Raw genomic sequence first — 19,433 nt, 5'->3', positions numbered from 1 at the left:
AATTATTATAAAGAGATGTCAATATCAAAAATATCACTGATTTCTTCAGCTAAAGCACTTTGTTCTTGCTGAGCGAGATTCATCATTTGATCTGGATCATCTAATAAAATTAAACTCATCGATTCAATCTGATATTTGTGAATACGAACTGCAGCCCAAGCAGACATTAAGCCTATAGTTAAGATTTTTACAATCCAGTTTGAAGCTACAATCCATGCAAAACGCCATTGATTACAGTCTGTTTTAAATTGACTGTTTCCAACAGTAGTATTGTTCCATGTCGTAATAAAAAGACGTGCAGCAATTAATGGATAAATAAATAATCCAATAAATGCATATACCATAAACATTCCGAAGACTACAGAGTTCGATGAGAATCCAGAAATTGTTCCGATAATACCAAAGTAAAAGATTGAAAAGATAGCAATTACACCAAGCGCAATAAAAACGGGTATATAAAATGCAGCCATGTATGCAGACCAATTTGCGTTTAATTTGAAATTTAATTGTCCAGCATATAAGTTGTTAAGATAATATTTTTTATATAGCCAAATAGCTACGGGTGTAAAGATTCCTAATGTGAAAATATATACCAATATACTCAAAAGAAAGACTTTATAAGATTCTTTTATCGTTCCACCAAAATAAAAACGTGTGTTGCCGAACTTACTATTTCTTGCCGTAAAACGCAAAGTAGCCCGAATTAACCAAGGTACTGCTGTATATAACGCAACTAGTCCAACCACAGTCGCAATCATTGAATACTGTGATGAAATTGCAAATACGACGTAAATTCCTAATGCAATTAAACGTCCAATCAAAATCTTGGTTGGAATCCCTGTAAAATCAAAGCGACGTTCAAAAAATTCTGTATTGCCATAGAAATAGCGTAAGCGACGAACTTTAGCCCAAGGTGCGTATAAGCTTAAAGTAATAATAGTCAAAAGAATATTAACGATCCAGATTCCAAAATATTCTGAGGCTTTACCATGAAACTTAAAATGATAAATTCCTGATTGAGAAATTGGTTGTGACGTAATATTTTGATCTTCATTCAAATCTTGAGGAGATGAGGGTAAAGCTTGTTCTTGCATTTTATTCTCTTTATTGAAACTAAATGATCTTGATTGAAAGTAATAGATAATTGGAAAGCTATTGAGAATATTATATATTTTTTATAAATAGAAAGAAATAGAATGAAAAGCAAACAACAATACCACTCGTCTCCCTCTGCGGCGGAACGGGAGAAAGACACCTTTTATTTTATATAAAGCCTCTTATTATTTTAGTTGAGAATAATATTGTTTTCGCCAATCAACATAGTTTAAATCTAAATAATCTTCATTCCCCAATTTTATGGAATAGTATGATCTTAAGGCTATTTCAAAAGCTCCTTCATGGTGTAAAAGCTCTGCAACTTGCTGCATATTCAATCTATCTAATAAATTATGATAAAACTGATTCACAATTGCATCTGAGTTTTCTTTATCTTCTTTAAATATTGAGCTTAACTGAGATGATATAGTTTCTAGTAAATAAGGAATGTCACATTCAATAATAAAATCACTTTCTAATCTCTTTTCTATTGTTTCTTCTGCAATTGAGTGGATTATCAGTTTCGATATTATTTCTGAAGATGATGAAATAATCATTATTTCTCCTTTTTCTTCCAAATTTTCAAGTATTTTAGTTATCTTGTTTATATAGTCTTGATGAGTGTTCGGTAGCATTAAATTTTTTAGCCTTAGAGATTATTATTAATATAATAAATTTTCCTCAATTAACATAGTACCCCTTATACGAAATACGGGCACAAACCCAAATCGAAAAACCTATAAATCACTAAACTGTTCTTAACTTCTGTGACTTTATAAACCCCAATTTAACAATAAATTTTAATTATTTATCCTTACTTTTTAATGATCTATTTTAAAACAAATGTCATTTTGTGTGCTTGACTGCAATAGGGTTGGGCACTATCCTTTGCCTGCTGGCCACATTGCCAGTCGGTTGTCGCAGACCGGGAAAACAAAGTCGATATGCAAAACTCTTGTTTTGTGTGTCGGGAACTCGTTCGCCTCCTTTTTCTCTACGGTAGGGCGGAAGGGGGACACCTTCGGGTGTGCTGGTTCCTTTGTTTCCAGTCTGCGAACCCCCTTTCGTTCTGCCACCATAATTTTAATGTTTTGGCAGAACTCCCAATAAAAAGGAGTTGGCTTTGCACATTCATTATTTCTTGGCAGCCTTTGCCAAAAGTTATAACGACACAACTTAAACCTTTAAAGCAGTTTGATGGCTACTAGGCTTATCGGACTTTAATTCGTCAAGACTAAAAAACGTAATTAACAATAAAACTTGAGATGTGCCAAGCACAGTCTTTATGGCTTTGCTGTGCCTTTTTTCTCCCAGAAAGGGCGCAGGTTTTTTTATCTCATTAATTTACAACAAAAATTTATTTTATAACGGTAAAACTATGCCACATTCAGATCTTCCATTTCGTGCTTTAAGCGTACTTCATACCTCCCGATTTCTTTTTAATAAATATGGCTTTCATAAAGTCGGGGTGGACCGCATTATTGAATCTTCGAAAACTCCCAAAGCGACTTTTTATAATTACTTTCACTCAAAAGAAAGGCTCATTGAAATGAGCTTAACCTTTCAAAAAGATGGACTTAAACATGAGGTGATTTCAATCATCTATGTTCAAAAAGACTTAACTCTGCTTGAAAAGCTTCGCAAAATTTACTTTTTACATGCAGATTTAGACGGACTCTATCATTTGCCTTTTAAAGCTATTTTTGAAATTGCGAAAACACATCCCAAGGCTTATCAGGTGGTCGTTGACTATCGAAATTGGCTTATTAATGAAATTTATAATTTGCTTTTAACAACCAATGCAAATGCTGCAAAACAAGATGCGCACATGTTTTTATTCGTGATTGATGGGGCAATGGTTCAGCTTTTAGATCCGAACAAACCAGATGAAAGAGAAAGGTTGTTGGATTATTTTTTAATTACTTTGGAGTAGGTGTGATGAGAGGATAGTAAGGAAAGATACCAAAAATCCTATCTAAAGCCCGCAATAATCGCTGCTCGATTTATCACTATATTTATAATATTTTGTAAGATTGCTTTCAGACATTTATCACTTTAACCAAATTCGAAAAACTCCTATAAAAATAGGAGTTTTTTATTAATTAAATATTTCTAAAATAAAAATAGCATTTTTTACTCAATGGTTAAATTACTGGATTGTTTGATAGTCTTTTTGTATATAATATGTATTCTTTATATTTTGTAATCATTATAGAGTAAACATGAAAAAAATATTAATCATTACTACTTTGAGTTCTTTCAGTTTAATTGCGTGTTCAACTACTGAAACTTCAAGAACGATCCAAAGCCCACAAGTGGCTGTAGCTACATCACAAATTAAATATACCGGAGTAAAAGCTCCAGTTTCTATTGGTAAATTTGATAATCGCTCTAGTTATATGAGAGGTGTTTTCTCTGACAATGTAGATCGTCTAGGTGGGCAAGCGAAAACTATTCTTGAGACACATCTACAGCAAACTGGTTATTTTACAGTTTTAAATCGCGATAATTTATCTGAAATCAAACAAGAAGTTGGTTATAGCAATACAAGCCAATCTATTAAAGGCGCCCGTTATGTCATTACTGGTGACGTATCTGAGTTTGGTCGAAAAGAGGTAGGCGATCAGCAATTATTTGGTATTTTAGGTCGCGGTAAAGAGCAAGTTGCTTACGCAAAAGTTAATTTAAATGTTGTTGATGTAAAAACATCAGAAGTTGTGCATTCCGTACAAGGTGCGGGTGAATATGCATTAGGTGCTCGTGAAGTATTAGGTTTTGGCTCTACAGCTTCTTATGATTCTACTTTAAATGGCAAAGTACTCGATTTAGCTGTTCGTGAAGCAGTTAATAATCTAGTAACAGATATTCAAAATAACCGTTGGTCAGTTCAATAATTTTGGATATTTATTAGATGAAAAAAATTCTTTTAAGCAGTTTTTTTGCTATAGGATTGGTTGGTTGTGCTGCTGGTCCTCAACCTTTATATAATTGGGGAACTTATACTCATCAAACTTATTTGATGTATAACGCACCTGAGAAAGCTACACCAAGTACGCAAATCACAAAATTAGAAGCTGAGATTGAAAAAACTAAAGGTAAGGACTTAGCTGTTCCACCAGGTTTATATGCTCATTTAGGATTATTATATTTGCAAGAAAATAATTCTCAAAAAGCAATCGAGTATTTCCAGCTCGAACGACAAGTATATCCAGAGTCTACAGTTTTAATGGACCGTTTATTGCAAAAAATGAATGCTAATGGTGGGGCTACAAAATCATGATTAAGAAATTTTTAATTGCTGGTTTGGTCATCTCTAGCCTTGCATTTACGGGATGTGCTGTTACTCCACCACCTAATAAAGATATTACTGCTTATAAAGCTCATATGCCAAAGTCAATTTTGGTATTACCGCCAGTCAATGATTCACCTGATGTAAAAGCGACTTATAGTTATTGGCCTACTGTGGTGGCACCTGTCGCAGAAGCTGGCTATTACGTTTTTCCAATCTCTGTTGTAGACAATATGTTTAAAGAGAATGGTGTGACTAATGGCAGCGATGCTCAGTCTATCTCACCTCAGAAATTACAAGAGATTTTTGGCGCAGATGCTGCTTTATATATTCGAATTAAAGAATATGGTTCTAAATATCAAGTGATTCAAAGTGTCGCGACAGTAAGTGCTGATGCAAAGCTTGTCGATTTAAAAACTGGAGATGTGATTTGGACAGGTGAGAAAAAACTTGTTCAAGCAAGTAATGATGGTAATGCAGGTTTAATTGGCATGGTCGTCGGTGCTTTAGTTGAACAGATTGCTGGTAGCTTTAATGATCGGGCTTATCCATTATCGAGTATGGTAAATACTCAACTATTTACTCCGACTTCTTATAATCCTGGTATGGGATTGTTATATGGCCCACGTTCACCAAAGTATCAACAAGATGGAGTAGTAGCTAAGTAAATTAAATTCTTAGCTAAAGTGTTACTTTTTTAAAAATAGGCTGCTTCATATATTAATTATATGGAGCACTATATAAAAAATTATTATTCCAGACGGTTTATAAATTTTTTGGTTAAGTAGGAGAGCTAGAGCAACTAGTTCTCCTACTTAATTCAATTTATTTTTTTAGTTTAAAACGGTATTTACATTTTAGGCAGCGATAATCCTGAAAAATGTTCTTATCGATCATCACACCCGCTTTTTTACCAAAAATATTACCAACCACACCGCCAGTAATTCCTGCACTAATTGCACCGACAAACGTTCCTACAGTTCCGCCAACAATCACACCTAATGGACCAGCAACGGTACCAATAGCTGCCCCAACAGTAGCGCCAGTTGCTGCACCACCCACAGTGCCTGCTGTTGTACCAGCAGCTGTTAGTAAAACACCACCAGTTGTTCTAAGTAATTTGTCATGGTCACGTGCTTCAACTTCTGTAGAACCACACTTAGGACATTGCAGAGCTTTTTCCATAAAATTTCCTGTCTTTCATCATTGAGTGACGTAGTTGATTGAGCTGAATCAAAGAGTGGGTAAATCAATACTTATAACTAAGCGCTTTGCCTGATCGGTGATTGCAACAATAAACTGGTCAGCTTTGATTCTAGCTGAACATGAGCGCAAATATTTATAGATCATGTAAACACTTGTACTTTAATAATTATCTCATTAAAAACCAATCTTTAGAATGACGAAGGGTTACATATCGATGTGTCTAGCAGAGAACAATTCATAATGATGAATAAAATGTGGATGGTTTTTTGAGTAGATTTTCTGAAGTTACTTAGGATGACGAGCTGTTAAATGATGAAAGGCTTATCCTGTTTGAATAAGCCTTCTTTGAATATTAGAGCGCTTTTTTCCAACTTAAAAATTTATATAACCCAAACATGAAAGTGATCCAGATCGGAAGTAAAATCACGGATTTATCAAAGCCTTGTGTCCACATGATATATAAAATCATGCAAATAAAAATCAAAACGATATAGTTACTCAAAGGTGAAAATAGTGCAGGGAATTTGACAACTTTATTTTCAAGTTTCATAGCACGTTTAAACTTCAAATGGGTAAAGCTAATAATTGCCCAGTTTAAAACCAGTGCAGACACTGCCATGTACATGAGGTAGCTTAAAGCTTCTTCTGGTACGAAATAGTTAAGTAATACACAACCAAAAATCAGAATAGAGGAAAAAATAACAGCAGCTTTAGGAACACCTTGTTTGCTTACTTTTGCAAAACCTTTTGGGGCATGGCCCTGTACTGCAAGCCCATATAACATACGGCTGTTGGCATACATACCGCTGTTATAAACCGAAAGCGCAGCAGTCAAAATAATAAAGTTGAGTAAATGTGCAGCCCAACCAATGCCAAGCTGGCTAAAAATCATGACAAATGGGCTTTTATCTAATCCACCAAGGTCAAGCTGATTCCAAGGAATAAGCGACATAATGATGGCAAGTGAAGCAACATAAAAAACCAAGATTCGAAAGATGACTTGATTGATTGCTTGCGGAATACTTTTTTCTGGATTTTCGGCTTCGGCAGCTGTCATCCCAATCAGTTCAATACCGCCAAAAGCAAACATTAAGAAGGCGAGCATATAAAACAGGCCCGAGAACCCATGTGGGAAAAATCCGCCATGCTGCCATAGGTTTGAAAAGCTAGCTATTGAGTTGCTATCTGTTGTAAGCAATAAATATAGTCCAAACACAATCATTGAAATGACAGCAGCAACTTTAATAATGGCTAACCAAAATTCAGATTCACCGTAGAATTTAACATTGCCCAAGTTCAAACAAGTAACCAGAACAAAGAAAAATAAAGCCGATATCCATGCCGGAATGTGGGGCCACCAGTAATGCACATATTTAGCAACTGCTGTCAGCTCGGTCATTGCGACCAGAATATAGACAACCCAATAGTTCCAGCCTGATAAAAAACCGGGGAATTTGCCCCAATATTTTTGTGCAAAGTAACTAAAGGAACCGACCACTGGTTCTTCTACGATCATTTCACCCATTTGGCGCATAATTAAAAATGCAACTAAACCAACGATGGCATAACCTAAAATAATGGAAGGACCAGCAGACTGGATAACTTGTGCAGAACCTAAAAATAGTCCTGTGCCGACAGCACCACCCATAGCGATTAACTGGATATGGCGATTTTTAAGTCCACGTTTTAATTGGGAAGATGAGTTGCTCAAAATATATGCGCTGAATTAAAAAGCTGGCGCTATTGTAATAGATTGGTTAGGGATAACCTAGTTTGAAAAGGATTTTACTCAGGTAAATAAAAGGACCCGCACAAAACTGTACGAATCCTTTTTTAGAAAAATAGGTTTTTTAAAGATTAGAAAGACACCATTTTGCCGGGATTCAGCATTGCACCAATGCCATACATGCTTTTTGCGAGTGGAATGACAACGGGTGCAAGTGTGCGGCCAAATATAATATTTTGATGGTCAATTTTAGATAACATTTCAAAGTCGTTAGATTGCCCAACAAAATCACTTGCGATGGCTTTACCAATACGCACGGTCTGAGCAACGCCGTGACCGCTCCAGCCATGAACCGCGTAAATCGGGAATTTATTGCCGAACTTACGGCTATCGACTGCACCATTTACGGTTAAATCAGTCGTTCCACTCCAGACAAAATCCATCTCTAGATTTTTAATTTGAGGGAACACCGTATGAAATCGATGCTCTAGATAATTTAAGGTTTTCTCTGGACCCCAGCATGTTCCTGTGCCTTGTCCACCGAACAATAAACGGTTATTAAACACAGGACGGTAATAATCAATCTGGAACTGAGTGTCATAAACCGGATGCCCAAATGGCAGAAGCTCTTTTGTATCAAGCTCTAACGGAGCGGTGGTCGCTACATAGGTATAAAATGGAATAGTCGTATTGTTTTGTTCTGATAAAAGTTTAAACGAAGCATGGTGAACAGCTAAAACTACAGATTTTTTAGCTTTCACGACGGCATTGGCTGTTTGAACATAAATACCATCTGGTTTTTCTTCTATCGAAATAACTTCTGTTTGCTCATAAATAGAACCGCCGTTTTGGCAAAAACCATAAATTAAGCCACGGTTTAAAGCTAAAGGATGGATTTGTCCACCCAACTCATCAATTAAACCGCCCGTATAATAATCAGACTTAATATAGTCCATGAGTTCGTGTTTACCCACAATGCGAGTGTGGTCTTCCCCTAAATATTTTCGTGCATCTGAACCTTGGGTCAGACCCACTAAATGTCCTTCATGAACGGCGGCAGTGATATGACCTTGTTTTCGATCAAAGTTGAGCTGATATTTTTCCGAGATGTCATCAATGAGTTGCATGGCTTCTGTAGAGGTAAAATGCCACAGTTTTTTTGCATCTTCATAACCTAAGCGATCGGCCATTTCTTGAGCTTCCCAGCGTGCCAAACCGGGGGTAAGTTGTCCGCCATTTCTACCAGAAGCTGCACTACCAATACGATTTTTTTCTAATAAAACGGTATCTACGCCTTGTTCAGCTAAATGTAAGGCTGTCGATGAACCTAATAAACCGCCACCAATAACAACCACATCACATTCAATATCAGCTTTTAAACTGTCAAATGTATGCCAATCAGAAAGTGAGCTTTCATAGTAGTTCGCTGGGTTATCTACCGATGCGCTTTCAACTGTTGTTTCATCAAATTTTGCATGTTTTGGATTTAACCAGCTCCATTCTTTACCCACTTGTAAAGATTGACTTGGTTTATATTCCACGTCTTTTAAAAACTGGGGTTTAGAAATAATATTCATGATGAAGTTCCTTAAAAATTAATAAGCATTACTAATAGCAATACTTTGTTTTTTAATCGTTTTATAGATAAATAAAAGAATGCCTAAAGATAACCAGAGACATCCGAAAGTCAGTGAAGAGGAGTCAAGGTTAAGCCAGAGACAAATAATGCTGATGACTGATATAAGCGGCAAAAATAGGTTTAGAAATTTATTTTTAAACCCTGAGCGCTGTTTATCTTTAATATAAAATTTCATAAAAACCGAGAAGTTTACGGCTGTAAAAGCGACTAGAGCACCAAAGCTGATAAGGCTTACGACTTGTGCTAAATCTAGAAAAACCGCCGACATTGAAATAAGACCAACAAATAAAACCGAGAAAAATGGTGTACCTAAGGAGATATGAATTGTCCCAAAATACTTTTTAGGAAAAATATTGTCAGTGCCCATTATATACAGTAAACGTGACGCGCTGGCATGTGAGGCTAGGCCAGAGGCAACGGTGTTCATAATTTGCCCGCATAAGAATATGGACTGAAAAAATGCACCACCGACATAAAGCACAATTTCAGGAAGTGCTTCAGTAGGGTGCTGAAAGCGAAGATTGTTTGGAAAATAAAGCTGAATAAACCAAGCGGCGGTAAAGAAAATGAATCCACCAGCAAGTGTTGTTAACATGACTGCTCGGGGAATATTTTTGGTGGGTTGTTTGGTTTCATTTGAAAGCGTTGTGACTGCGTCGAAACCTAAAAATGAAAAGCACAAAACTGAGGCGCCCGCCACGAGCGGTAGTAAAGATTGGTGCTCATGCCAGAGTGGGGCTAAAGTAAGTACATGATCATAGCCTTGTGTAGAACCAATGCCATGAATCACTAAATAGACAAAGATAACCATGAGTATGATAGGTGCAAACACAAACAACAGGCTTAAATTGGCCAGTAAGCGAATGCGGAAACAGTTCACTAAAGTGACTAGACTCGCTGACACAATCACCCAAAACCAGTAAGGCAGACTTGGTATGAGGGCAGTGAGATAAATTGCGGCAAGCAAAACATTAATGAGTGGTAATAACAGATAGTCGAGTAGGGAGCACCAACCGACAAAAAAGCCACTTTTAGGGCCTAGGCTTTCAGCAGTATAGCTATATGCTGAGCCTGATTTTTCTGAATTTTTGCTGAATCTTGCATAGCTCCAAGCAGTAAGTAACATGGCGCCAAGTGCGAGTAAATATGCCAGTGGCACGTGACCATTGGTAATTCCAGAGACAATGCCGAAAGTATCAAACACTGTCATTGGCGTCATGTAGGCAATACCAATAATCGTGACTTGCCAAAGAGACAGTTTTTTTAAGGAAGACGTTTTATTTTCCATGTCATTTCAACCTCAAATTTCGTTGTTTTGCTTTTCATCCGGAAAAGCGATGCTATTTTTGAGCCAAAACTTCCCCAAGACCTGAATGAGCAAGTCTGTTTGAAGAAAGTTTGAACAAAAGCCAGAGGCTTTAGGTGCTGTTTCGCTTTGGTGATGCCCTAAAGTAAGGTCAAATATTTAGTATTTTTGACTTCACTTTAGATAACGACCAATTGAAAAGATTGACACGGTCGTGAGAGAACCTGCTCGGGGCTTTGTTCTCTAAATAATGTGCCTGTCCTGATCGTGACGTCATTTGACGTAATGACGCGAGAAGAATCGTTGATCACGATTGCTTTTTGCTTAATGTTTTTAAGCTTCGGCATGAGAAGTTTTTCGAGTGCGGAAACTAAAATATCGGTGGCAATCACACCGATAAATTGATCACGAATCATGACTGGATGGGCAAGGGTGATGGTGTATGCACCATTGCAAATATAATCGACATAAGGTCCATGGATGCACGGACTTTTATTTTGAGCTGGTTTATGGAACCATTCGAATGAGCGAAAATCTAAAAATCGTTGAGCATTTTGATAGTTTTCAAGTTTGGCTTGTTGTAACTGATCTTCTTTTTTATACCACCATTCGAGCGTCCAATAATCTTGTTCTTCTTGCGTTGCAGGACTATAACTTGCAAAGCCGATACCTTGACTGTAATGGCTTTCCTGTAATGCCTTTTTAATTTCTTTTTGCAAAGCTGAACGCTCTGAACCTGAAAGCTTAACGTCTTTTGTTTTTTCAGGTTCATGTTTTGAGAGAATTTTGCTCGCTTTAGTTGCAAGCTTTTCTGTAATGGCTGTCGTTTCCTCAACCACCGTCTTTAACAAATTTTGAAGCTCTTCGATATCTAAATGTTGGGTCATTCCTATAACTCCTAAAATTCCGTATTTCTCACTCGATATTTGATAAGCGCTCTGTTTTATTATTTTTATTCGATAGATAACTTATATCGAAGCATTTGGTCTGTTAGCATCGAAATAATTTTTCGTGCTTGAATAACAGCATTATCTTCATTGCCTTGAACAAAAGATGATAAAAGTTGGTGGTATTGCGCGACGACTAATTGATGAAAATGATCATCTTGATAAAGCACGGCAATGAGGGGCGCCCATTCAGCTTGTACGGTTAACTCTTGATTTGCTAGTCGAGCTGATTGAGCAAAAGATGTGAGAGTAAGCAAGCAACGTAAATCAAGTTGCGCACGAGTGTCTGCTTCAACGGCGTGTTCAAATTGCTCAATCAACTCTTTTATTTTGTTCAGTTCATATTCAGTGGTTCTTTGTGCTGCCAAATAGGCACCATGACTTAAAATTGCACTATGAAATTCACCTAGATCAGCAAGATATTCATTTGAAGCTTGACGCAAAGGATGTTTGTTTAAGAGTAAGTCGGAAGGTAACTCACAAACAAAGCTTCCGCCGTTTCGTCCGCGTCGTGTATCAATCAGACCTTTTACCCGTAAAGTATTTAACGCTTCACGAACGGTAATCGGTGACACTCCCATTAAGCGAGCTAAATCCGCCTCGTTAGGAAGTTGTTCATTGCTTTTGAGCAATCCAGAGATAATTGCATTTTCCAAGCGTTCAACAACTTGTTCCGATCGAGTTGCCTGAGCGATAGGTGCAAAAATTATCGTATATGCTGACATGGCGAATTCTCTAAAAGCTAAGTCAGTGACTTAGCTTAATGAAACGGATAAATGATTAAAACACGCCATATTGATGGACTGCCTGTTCATCTTCAGGTACAGCTGGTATTGCATCCCAAAGTTCAACAATTTTGCCGTTATCTACACGCCACAATTCAAAATAGGCATGTCGATTTCCAGCAATATTTCCTTCGGAATGAGTCAATACAAATTGACCATCAGCAATGGAGCGATGAGTTTTGGAGTATACCAAACCTTGTCCTTCATTACGGATATTGTTCAAAAAATCAATCACTGCTTTAACGCCATCCCCAATATCTGGGCTATGTTGAATGAACTGATCACCATGGGTGTATTCTTTAAACGCTTCGTAATTTCCATCAATTAATGACTTCTTAAAGAAAGAGGTCACAATCTCTCGATTTTCCTCTGGGTCATGGTGAGTTACGATTTCGGTTGGACCATCTAATTGTGTTCTGCCACTCACATTCGGGGCTGCTTCAGCTACCAGTCCATCCCAATGCTCTACAATTTTTCCATCTTTAACGCGGTAAATATCAAAGCCAACTAACGGGTTTTCATCTAATCCCTGAAAGCGCCCATGAATTGCAACCAAGTCGCCATCTGCCAATACGCGTACAGCTTCATGTTGCATGTTGGGGCAGTCTTCTACCAGTTGACGCAATCCTGAAATACCGTTGGCAACCAGTGGAGAGTGCTCAATAAAGTCTTCAGAAAAATAACGGTCTAGAGCATTGGTGTCATGTAAATTAAATAACTCGTGGTGCGCCTTACTCACAAAGTCTTTCATTTCTTGTTTATTCATTTTGAACTCCTTTCAAATCTGATTTTTATTATTCATTTGAACTCATTACATGTTTAACGCGTGTATATTCTTCAAAACCGTAACCTGATAAATCTTTACCATAACCTGATTTTTTGAAGCCGCCATGTGGCATTTCTGCGGTGAGTGGAATATGGGTGTTAATCCAAACCGTACCGAAATCGAGTTCACGAGACAAGCGAGTTGCACGTGCATGGTCTTTAGTCCAGACACTTGAAGCTAAGCCATATTCAATATCGTTGGCTTTTTCAATAGCATCATTTTCATCTGTAAATTTTTGAACTGTAATCACTGGTCCAAAAATTTCATTTTGAATTGCTTCGTCGTGTTGTTTTAAACCACTAATCACAGTCGGTTCAAAATAGAATCCTGGACGGTCTGCTTGTTTGCCACCCGTTTCAACTTTGGCGTGAGCAGGTAAGTTGTCAATAAAGGCTTTAACATTCTTTAATTGATTGGCGTTGTTGAGTGGACCATAAAGTGCGTCTTGATCATCTGGTTCGCCAAAACGTGTATTTTTTGCCGCTTCAATTAATTTACCTAAAAATTCATCGTGAACTGCTTCAGCAACAATCACGCGTGTTGCAGCAGTACAGTCTTGTCCTGCATTGAAGTAACCCGTTAAAGCAATCATTTCAACAGCTTTATCAATGTCGGCATCTTCAAAAACAACAACTGGTGCTTTACCACCAAGTTCAAGATGGGCTTTAGCTAAATTTGCAGCAGCAGAAGCCGCAACTTGTAAGCCTGCACGAACTGAACCGGTAATAGAAACGAGCGCAGGTGTTTTATGCGAAACAACTTTTGAACCTACTTGAGCTTGGCCTAACACCACATTAAATGCACCTTTAGGGAAAAATGGCGCAGCAATTTCTGCCAGTAAAAGTGTACTTTCTGGTGTTGTGTCACTTGGTTTAAGTACCACAGTGTTACCAGCTGCTAAAGCAGGAGCAATTTTCCAAACAGCCATCATGAGTGGGTAGTTCCAAGGTGTAACTTGGCCCACTACACCGACTGGTTCGCGGCGAATAGAAGAGGTTAAACCTTCTAAATATTCACCTGAAGCTGTGCCATTCAGTAAGCGGGCAGCACCTGCAAAGAAACGAACCTGATCTGCCGATGCACCTACTTCTTCAGATGCAATTAAGTGCTTTAACTGACCTGTATTACGGCTTTGAGCCTCAATTAAACGCTCTGCATTTGCTTCGATAGCATCTGCCAAATTCAATAATGCTTTTTGGCGAGTCGAAGGTGTACTGCGTCCCCAAATTTTAAAGGCTTCTTTTGCAGCAGCGTAAGCTGCATCAACTTCGGCCTCGGTTGCATTAGGCGATTGACCGTAAACTTCGCCAGTCACTGGGCTTACCAAGTCAAAATAATCATTTCCTTTGCTAGCAACATATTCGCCGTTAATAAAGTGTTTTAGTTGAGTTTTAGCCATTTTTTATACCTTGTCCTTAGGTTTTAACATATAACATATAAGACTATATGTATTATGTTTTAAATTTTCTGTCAAATGCTTTGATGAGGGGAATGAGTGAAAAAAGTTGGAATTTAGATTAAATTAGATTTTAAGTTTTTGATTTGATTATTTAAAAAAATTAAAAAATTTATTGAAGATTTTTAGGAGAGGTTCATCGTCGTAATAGTTTTGTAGATTTGATGAAAGACAATAGAAGAATTTTAATAGTCGAGAGCAGCTTGATGAGCCAAACCTTATGCTTAGCTCATCAATTTTTTGTTCTTATTCTTTGAAATTAAACTGAAATATCAGGTCTTATGACTCGCAAGCAGGATGCTGGTTTCACTGTTATAAATACCTGAAATATTCCTAATTCTTTCTAAAACTTTGTCGAAGTTTTCTAAAGTGTCAGACCGTAGCTCGACCAAAATGTCCCATTTGCCATTGGTTTTATGCAAACATTCGACCGCACTTTCTAGACGTAGTTCTTTAATCACAGACTGCGCTTTAGTGCCTTCAACCATAATGCTCATCCATGCGCGGATGACATTTCGTTCTGCATTGGGTTTAAACCGTACCGTGTATCCGGTAATGATGCCCGAAGACTCCAAATACTCGATTCTCTTTTTGACCGTTGCTCGTGAAACGTGAACTTTTTCGGCTAACTCGGTAACAGACATCCGTGCGTTATCTTTAAGCAAACCTAAAATAATTTGATCAATGTTATCCATATTGTAATTGTCAATTATCAGATTGGTAAAAAATAATTCATTTTTTACTGAAATACAAATTTTGTGAATCAATTTGATTTTGAATAATAAGGTCATCAGCTAACCCTAATAATTTTAATTTAATGGACTAGATAGAATGAATAATTTTGCAGTTTCTCGTAGTGACTTTAACGACTGGATGGTTCCAGTTTTTGCACCGGCAAATTTCATTCCTGTACGTGGCGAAGGTTCTCGTATCTGGGATCAAGAAAATAAAGAATATATTGATTTTGCAGGCGGGATTGCAGTAAACGCATTAGGTCATGCGCATCCAGTGGCAGTGAATGCTTTAACAGAACAAGCAACAAAACTTTGGCATGTGGGCAATGGTTATACCAATGAACCTGTTCTACGCCTTGCAAAACAACTCACTGAAAATACATTTGCAGACAAGGTATTCTTCTGTAACTCAGGTGCAGAAGCCAATGAAGCTGCATTGAAATTAGCTCGTAAAGTCGGTCTAGACAGCGGCGTTGCTGGTAAAAGTGGCATTGTGGCATTTAAAAATGCTTTCCACGGTCGTACCTTATTTACCGTTTCAGCAGGTGGTCAGCCTAAATATTCACAAGACTTTGCTCCGCTTCCAAATGGTATCAACCATGTTGCGTTTAATGATTTAGACGCAGCAAAAGCGGTAATTAATGAGCAGACATGTGCAGTTATTGTTGAGCCAATACAAGGTGAAGGCGGCGTTATTCCGGCTGACATCGAATTTTTAAAAGGTTTACGTACACTATGTGATGAGTTTGGTGCCTTACTTATTTTTGATGAAGTACAAACTGGTGTAGGCCGTACAGGTTCACTTTATGCCTACATGAACACTGGTGTTATTCCAGATGTTCTCACAACTGCAAAAGCACTAGGTGGTGGTTTCCCAGTCGGTGCAATGTTAACGACAGATAAATTTGCTCCACATTTTTCAGTCGGTACGCACGGTACGACTTACGGTGGTAACCCATTAGCAAGTGCGGTTGCAGGTGCAGTATTTGAATTTATTAATACACCTGAAGTACTTAACGGGGTTAAAGCGCGTCATGACTACTATAAAAAAGCTTTAAATAAATTAAATGAAAAATATGAAATCTTTGAAGCAATTCGTGGTCAAGGTTTACTGATTGGCTGTGTCTTAAAATCAGAGTTCGCTGGCAAAGCAAAAGATATTAACAACCTTGCGGGTGAAGAGGGATTACTTAGCCTTATTGCTGGTCCAAATGTTGTGCGCTTTACGCCATCACTTATTATTCCTTTGGCTGATATTGATGAAGGTTTAAAAAGATTTGATCGTGCACTTACTCGCTTCGTAGCAATTCAAAAGGATGAACAAGCGGCATGATGATTATTCGCTACATCGAACCTAAAGATGTTAATGACCTTTACCTCTTGGCTCAAAAAGCAGGTTTTGGCTTGACGTCTTTACAGCCCAATATAGAAAAATTGGCAGCGCGCATCGACCGAGCTTGCAAGACAGTTGCAGGTGAGTTGCCAAAGGCAGATCAGGTTTATTTATTTGTTCTAGAAGATACTGAACTCAACAAAGTAGTAGGGGTCTGTGGTATTGAAGTCGCACTTGGTTTAAAAGAGCCTTGGTACAATTTTCATGTAGGGACCCAAGTTCATGCGTCAGAACCTCTAAGTGTTTATAAAGCTTTACCAACACTATATTTGAGTAATGACCACACCAACTGTAGTGAGCTTTGTACTTTATTTTTAGATCCGGACTATCGCTTAAATAAAAATGGCAAATTTTTATCTAAAGTTCGCTTCTTGTTTCTGTCGGCATTTCGCCAATATTTTGAAGAAACCATTGTGGCAGAAATGCGTGGTTATTCCGATGCAAATGGGCAATCACCATTTTGGAATGCAGTAGGTCATAAGTTTTTTGATATTGAATTTACCAAAGCTGATTATTTAAGTGGAGTCGGGCAAAAGGCTTTTATTGCTGAGCTGATGCCAAGACATCCACTCTATGTCGATATGTTGCCTGACGATGCTAAAGCTGCGATCGGTATTGTTCACCCAAACACGCGACCAGCCTATAACCTCTTACTCGAAGAAGGGCTACGCTATAAAGGGTATGTCGATATTTTTGATGGTGGGGCGACATTGCAGGCCGATATCGAAAATTTACGAGCGATTAAAGAAAGTCAATCGGTAGTGGTCCAAATTGAACAACCTGAAAATATTGCGGTAGGGGATGAACCTTACATTGTAGCCAATGATGACTATGAAAATTATCGCGCCATTCTTGTATACAGCAAACCTTATCGAGAAAAGCTGCAATTAACTAAAGAACAGGCAGAACAATTGAATGCCGAAAATGGTTGTTTAGTTCGTGTGCTAAGTGTCCAAGCTAAACACGTTTCCAATCCAAAAGCGGTAAACAAACTCAAAGAGGCTGATCATTTGCGAATGGCTGTTAATTAAGCAGAAATACTATACATTTCACCAAATTTAAGAAGGAATACTATATTATCGCTAACGCAAGATTGGTACATGGATAAACACAATCTTGCTCGCTGAGCTGGAATTCATTAGCCTGCCGTTATTCTATAAAAGACAGATAATTAAAATATTTAATTCATTCATATATTTTAATTATCTACCGAAATTATATTGATAGAGGTCAGGCTAATATAATAATGAAGGAAAGGGTTTATGATTAATTTTTATTGTTATAAGTAATAGCTTTTAAAAAGGAATTTATAAGGTTTTAAATGATTTAATAATATTATTAACATGATTTAATGGACTAAATTAATAATCATATAATTTATTTATTATTAAAGCATTTACGACGGTTGCTATAAATTGGAGTAAATATTACATGAGTAAGAATAACGGAAAGCAATTCCTGGAAGGAGATCTTCTTGGTAGTCAACATATGACTGAGCAAGAAGAAGAGAAATTGCAACGCTCATTAACCAATCGTCATATTCAGATGATTGCGATTGGCGGTGCAATTGGTACTGGATTATTTATGGGTTCCGGTAAAACATTAAGTATTTCAGGAACTTCAATTGTATTAACCTATTTAATTATTGGTTTCTTCTTTTTCTTCGTAATGCGAGCAATGGGCGAGTTGCTGCTGGCGAATACTAATTTTAAAACATTCGCAGATTTTGCAACGGCTTATCTCGGTCCGTGGGCGGGGTTTTTCCTTGGTTGGTCCTACTGGTGTAACTGGATTATTACTGCTATTGCAGACGTGATTGTGATCGGAGGGTACATGCAGTTTTGGTATCCCGATTTACCCGTCTGGATTCCTGCATTTACTTCATTGGCAGTCTTAACCATACTCAATTTTGTGGCCGTTCGGCTATTTGGTGAACTCGAGTTTTGGTTTTCCCTCATCAAAATTACAGCCATTATTCTGTTCATTCTTGCGGGTATCTATTTAATTAGTACCGGCTTTACTTCTCCTAATGGTGTTAAGGCATCGGTAAGCCATTTGTTTGAAACACAATCTATGTTTCCTTATGGTGTAACAGGTTTCTTGGCTGGTTTCCAAATTGCCATATTTGCGTTTGTGGGTATTGAGCTTGTTGGTACAACTGCTGCTGAAACTAAAGATCCGCATAAATCACTTCCAAAAGCGATTAACTCTATTCCTTTACGTATTTTATTGTTCTACGTGGGTGCATTGATTTGTATTATTGCAGTTACATCTTGGGCAAAAGTTTCACCAGAAAAAAGTCCATTTGTAGAAATGTTTACATTGGTCGGGTTACCAATTGCGGCAGGTTTAATCAATTTTGTTGTAGCAACTTCGGCGCTATCTTCGGCAAATAGTGGAATCTTTGCGACCAGCCGTATGTTATATGGCCTAGCATTGGACAACGACGCACCTAAAAGCTTTAGTAAATTATCGAAAAGTAAGGTTCCAATTAGAGGGCTTGTGTTTTCTATGGCTTGTGTGACGGCGGGAACATCTATTTTATTTATTGTTCCAAATGTTATGACTGCATTTACGATTATTTCAGCACTGACTTCAATTTTATGTATTTTTACATTCATGTTGATTGTGCTTTCTTATATTTCCTATCGTAAAAAATTCCCTGAATTACATATTCAATCCCAATATAAAATGCCGGGTGGATTATTTATGGCATGGTTTACGATGCTGTTTTTAGTTTTCACTATTGTAATTTTAGCTTTAGATCATGATACCTTAATTGCACTTGAGTGTTCGCCCATCTGGTTTATTGGTTTGTTTGTTGCCTATAGATATAAAAAGAAAAAGATGTTGCAGCTTGATATTTTAAAAGCTCAAAAGGTTGATTATATTTAAACTACATAATGAATTTTTTAAAAGCTAGGCAGGAGCCTAGCTTTTTTATGAAATAAAAATATTGAGATATATATTGTTGTTATGTAAAATAATGTGACTATACATACAATTCTGTCTACAAGATGTTAACTAAGAA

The 19,433-nt window shown here is 37.4% G+C and carries 18 protein-coding genes; 7 read left to right on the top strand and 11 right to left on the bottom strand.

Annotated features, from left to right (window positions below):
* Positions 1-5: 5 nt before the first annotated feature.
* Together MSG66_RS15685 and MSG66_RS15680 are read right to left on the bottom strand one after the other, a co-directional pair.
* On the bottom strand, positions 6-1,094 hold the full coding sequence (locus MSG66_RS15685; RefSeq protein ID WP_324654566.1) for a YjgN family protein: 1,089 nt from the start codon (positions 1,092-1,094) through the stop codon (positions 6-8).
* A gap of 186 nt (positions 1,095-1,280) precedes the next feature.
* Complete coding sequence (locus MSG66_RS15680; RefSeq protein ID WP_324654565.1) at positions 1,281-1,730, bottom strand: hypothetical protein; 450 nt, start codon at positions 1,728-1,730, stop codon at positions 1,281-1,283.
* A gap of 743 nt (positions 1,731-2,473) precedes the next feature.
* On the opposite strand from MSG66_RS15680, the gene MSG66_RS15675 reads away from it, so the two are divergent.
* The 4 genes from MSG66_RS15675 to MSG66_RS15660 all read left to right on the top strand — a co-directional run bounded on the left by MSG66_RS15675 (position 2,474) and on the right by MSG66_RS15660 (position 5,052).
* Positions 2,474-3,028, top strand: coding sequence for a helix-turn-helix domain-containing protein (locus MSG66_RS15675; protein ID WP_324654564.1), 555 nt, complete (start codon positions 2,474-2,476; stop codon positions 3,026-3,028).
* A 289-nt stretch (positions 3,029-3,317) separates the two neighbouring features.
* Complete coding sequence (locus MSG66_RS15670; protein WP_005048277.1) at positions 3,318-3,989, top strand: CsgG/HfaB family protein; 672 nt, start codon at positions 3,318-3,320, stop codon at positions 3,987-3,989.
* A 17-nt stretch (positions 3,990-4,006) separates the two neighbouring features.
* Positions 4,007-4,375 carry a DUF4810 domain-containing protein gene (locus MSG66_RS15665; RefSeq protein ID WP_324654563.1) on the top strand — a complete coding sequence of 123 codons (369 nt, stop codon included), beginning with the start codon at positions 4,007-4,009 and terminating at the stop codon, positions 4,373-4,375.
* The gene (locus MSG66_RS15660) at positions 4,372-5,052 is read left to right on the top strand and encodes a DUF799 domain-containing protein (RefSeq protein WP_324654562.1); all 681 of its coding nucleotides are present in this window, start codon (positions 4,372-4,374) and stop codon (positions 5,050-5,052) included. Before MSG66_RS15665 ends, MSG66_RS15660 begins: the two co-directional genes overlap by 4 nt.
* Positions 5,053-5,209: 157 nt before the next feature.
* Here MSG66_RS15660 and MSG66_RS15655 read toward each other — a convergent pair whose 3' ends face one another.
* The 9 genes from MSG66_RS15655 to MSG66_RS15615 form a co-directional block, all read right to left on the bottom strand.
* Entirely contained in the window at positions 5,210-5,569 is a 360-nt protein-coding gene (locus tag MSG66_RS15655; protein ID WP_133974641.1) for a hypothetical protein, read from the bottom strand.
* A gap of 373 nt (positions 5,570-5,942) precedes the next feature.
* Positions 5,943-7,301: an amino acid permease gene (locus MSG66_RS15650; protein WP_324654561.1), complete on the bottom strand. Its 1,359-nt coding sequence runs from the start codon at positions 7,299-7,301 to the stop codon at positions 5,943-5,945.
* Positions 7,302-7,447: 146 nt separating this feature from the next.
* Positions 7,448-8,893 (bottom strand): FAD-dependent oxidoreductase, encoded by a 1,446-nt coding sequence (locus tag MSG66_RS15645; protein WP_324654560.1) that lies wholly within the window; start codon positions 8,891-8,893, stop codon positions 7,448-7,450.
* Between the two features lie 18 nt (positions 8,894-8,911).
* Entirely contained in the window at positions 8,912-10,243 is a 1,332-nt protein-coding gene (locus tag MSG66_RS15640) for an APC family permease (RefSeq protein WP_324654559.1), read from the bottom strand.
* Between the two features lie 197 nt (positions 10,244-10,440).
* Positions 10,441-11,148, bottom strand: coding sequence for a cache domain-containing protein (locus MSG66_RS15635; protein WP_324654558.1), 708 nt, complete (start codon positions 11,146-11,148; stop codon positions 10,441-10,443).
* 65 nt (positions 11,149-11,213) lie between these two features.
* Positions 11,214-11,933, bottom strand: coding sequence for a FadR/GntR family transcriptional regulator (locus tag MSG66_RS15630; RefSeq protein WP_324654557.1), 720 nt, complete (start codon positions 11,931-11,933; stop codon positions 11,214-11,216).
* 55 nt (positions 11,934-11,988) lie between these two features.
* Positions 11,989-12,759, bottom strand: coding sequence for a nuclear transport factor 2 family protein (locus MSG66_RS15625; protein WP_202742819.1), 771 nt, complete (start codon positions 12,757-12,759; stop codon positions 11,989-11,991).
* Between the two features lie 28 nt (positions 12,760-12,787).
* Positions 12,788-14,218 carry a gamma-aminobutyraldehyde dehydrogenase gene (locus tag MSG66_RS15620; RefSeq protein WP_199990168.1) on the bottom strand — a complete coding sequence of 477 codons (1,431 nt, stop codon included), beginning with the start codon at positions 14,216-14,218 and terminating at the stop codon, positions 12,788-12,790.
* Positions 14,219-14,547: 329 nt separating this feature from the next.
* Entirely contained in the window at positions 14,548-14,970 is a 423-nt protein-coding gene (locus MSG66_RS15615) for an Lrp/AsnC family transcriptional regulator (RefSeq protein WP_002120489.1), read from the bottom strand.
* A gap of 136 nt (positions 14,971-15,106) precedes the next feature.
* On the opposite strand from MSG66_RS15615, the gene MSG66_RS15610 reads away from it, so the two are divergent.
* The 3 genes from MSG66_RS15610 to MSG66_RS15600 all read left to right on the top strand — a co-directional run bounded on the left by MSG66_RS15610 (position 15,107) and on the right by MSG66_RS15600 (position 19,297).
* The gene (locus MSG66_RS15610; protein WP_324654556.1) at positions 15,107-16,342 is read left to right on the top strand and encodes an aspartate aminotransferase family protein; all 1,236 of its coding nucleotides are present in this window, start codon (positions 15,107-15,109) and stop codon (positions 16,340-16,342) included.
* Complete coding sequence (gene astA, locus MSG66_RS15605) at positions 16,339-17,433, top strand: arginine N-succinyltransferase (protein WP_324654555.1); 1,095 nt, start codon at positions 16,339-16,341, stop codon at positions 17,431-17,433. The genes MSG66_RS15610 and astA overlap by 4 nt, the downstream gene beginning before the upstream one ends.
* A gap of 400 nt (positions 17,434-17,833) precedes the next feature.
* On the top strand, positions 17,834-19,297 hold the full coding sequence (locus MSG66_RS15600; protein WP_324654554.1) for an amino acid permease: 1,464 nt from the start codon (positions 17,834-17,836) through the stop codon (positions 19,295-19,297).
* Positions 19,298-19,433: the final 136 nt, after the last annotated feature.

The sequence above is a fragment of the Acinetobacter sp. IK31 genome (assembly GCF_035615195.1).
In the GTDB taxonomy this organism is placed as follows: domain Bacteria; phylum Pseudomonadota; class Gammaproteobacteria; order Pseudomonadales; family Moraxellaceae; genus Acinetobacter; species Acinetobacter calcoaceticus_C.
This window is presented reverse-complemented; position numbering and strand designations above follow the sequence as displayed.

Coding starts and splice junctions, on each gene's coding strand:
- MSG66_RS15685 (WP_324654566.1), bottom strand. CDS start 1,094: ATGCAAGAACAAGCTTTACCCTCATCTCCTCAAGATTTGAATGAAGAT.
- MSG66_RS15680 (WP_324654565.1), bottom strand. CDS start 1,730: ATGCTACCGAACACTCATCAAGACTATATAAACAAGATAACTAAAATA.
- MSG66_RS15675 (WP_324654564.1), top strand. CDS start 2,474: ATGCCACATTCAGATCTTCCATTTCGTGCTTTAAGCGTACTTCATACC.
- MSG66_RS15670 (WP_005048277.1), top strand. CDS start 3,318: ATGAAAAAAATATTAATCATTACTACTTTGAGTTCTTTCAGTTTAATT.
- MSG66_RS15665 (WP_324654563.1), top strand. CDS start 4,007: ATGAAAAAAATTCTTTTAAGCAGTTTTTTTGCTATAGGATTGGTTGGT.
- MSG66_RS15660 (WP_324654562.1), top strand. CDS start 4,372: ATGATTAAGAAATTTTTAATTGCTGGTTTGGTCATCTCTAGCCTTGCA.
- MSG66_RS15655 (WP_133974641.1), bottom strand. CDS start 5,569: ATGGAAAAAGCTCTGCAATGTCCTAAGTGTGGTTCTACAGAAGTTGAA.
- MSG66_RS15645 (WP_324654560.1), bottom strand. CDS start 8,893: ATGAATATTATTTCTAAACCCCAGTTTTTAAAAGACGTGGAATATAAA.
- MSG66_RS15640 (WP_324654559.1), bottom strand. CDS start 10,243: ATGGAAAATAAAACGTCTTCCTTAAAAAAACTGTCTCTTTGGCAAGTC.
- MSG66_RS15635 (WP_324654558.1), bottom strand. CDS start 11,148: ATGACCCAACATTTAGATATCGAAGAGCTTCAAAATTTGTTAAAGACG.
- MSG66_RS15630 (WP_324654557.1), bottom strand. CDS start 11,933: ATGTCAGCATATACGATAATTTTTGCACCTATCGCTCAGGCAACTCGA.
- MSG66_RS15625 (WP_202742819.1), bottom strand. CDS start 12,759: ATGAATAAACAAGAAATGAAAGACTTTGTGAGTAAGGCGCACCACGAG.
- MSG66_RS15620 (WP_199990168.1), bottom strand. CDS start 14,218: ATGGCTAAAACTCAACTAAAACACTTTATTAACGGCGAATATGTTGCT.
- MSG66_RS15615 (WP_002120489.1), bottom strand. CDS start 14,970: ATGGATAACATTGATCAAATTATTTTAGGTTTGCTTAAAGATAACGCA.
- MSG66_RS15610 (WP_324654556.1), top strand. CDS start 15,107: ATGAATAATTTTGCAGTTTCTCGTAGTGACTTTAACGACTGGATGGTT.
- astA (WP_324654555.1), top strand. CDS start 16,339: ATGATGATTATTCGCTACATCGAACCTAAAGATGTTAATGACCTTTAC.
- MSG66_RS15600 (WP_324654554.1), top strand. CDS start 17,834: ATGAGTAAGAATAACGGAAAGCAATTCCTGGAAGGAGATCTTCTTGGT.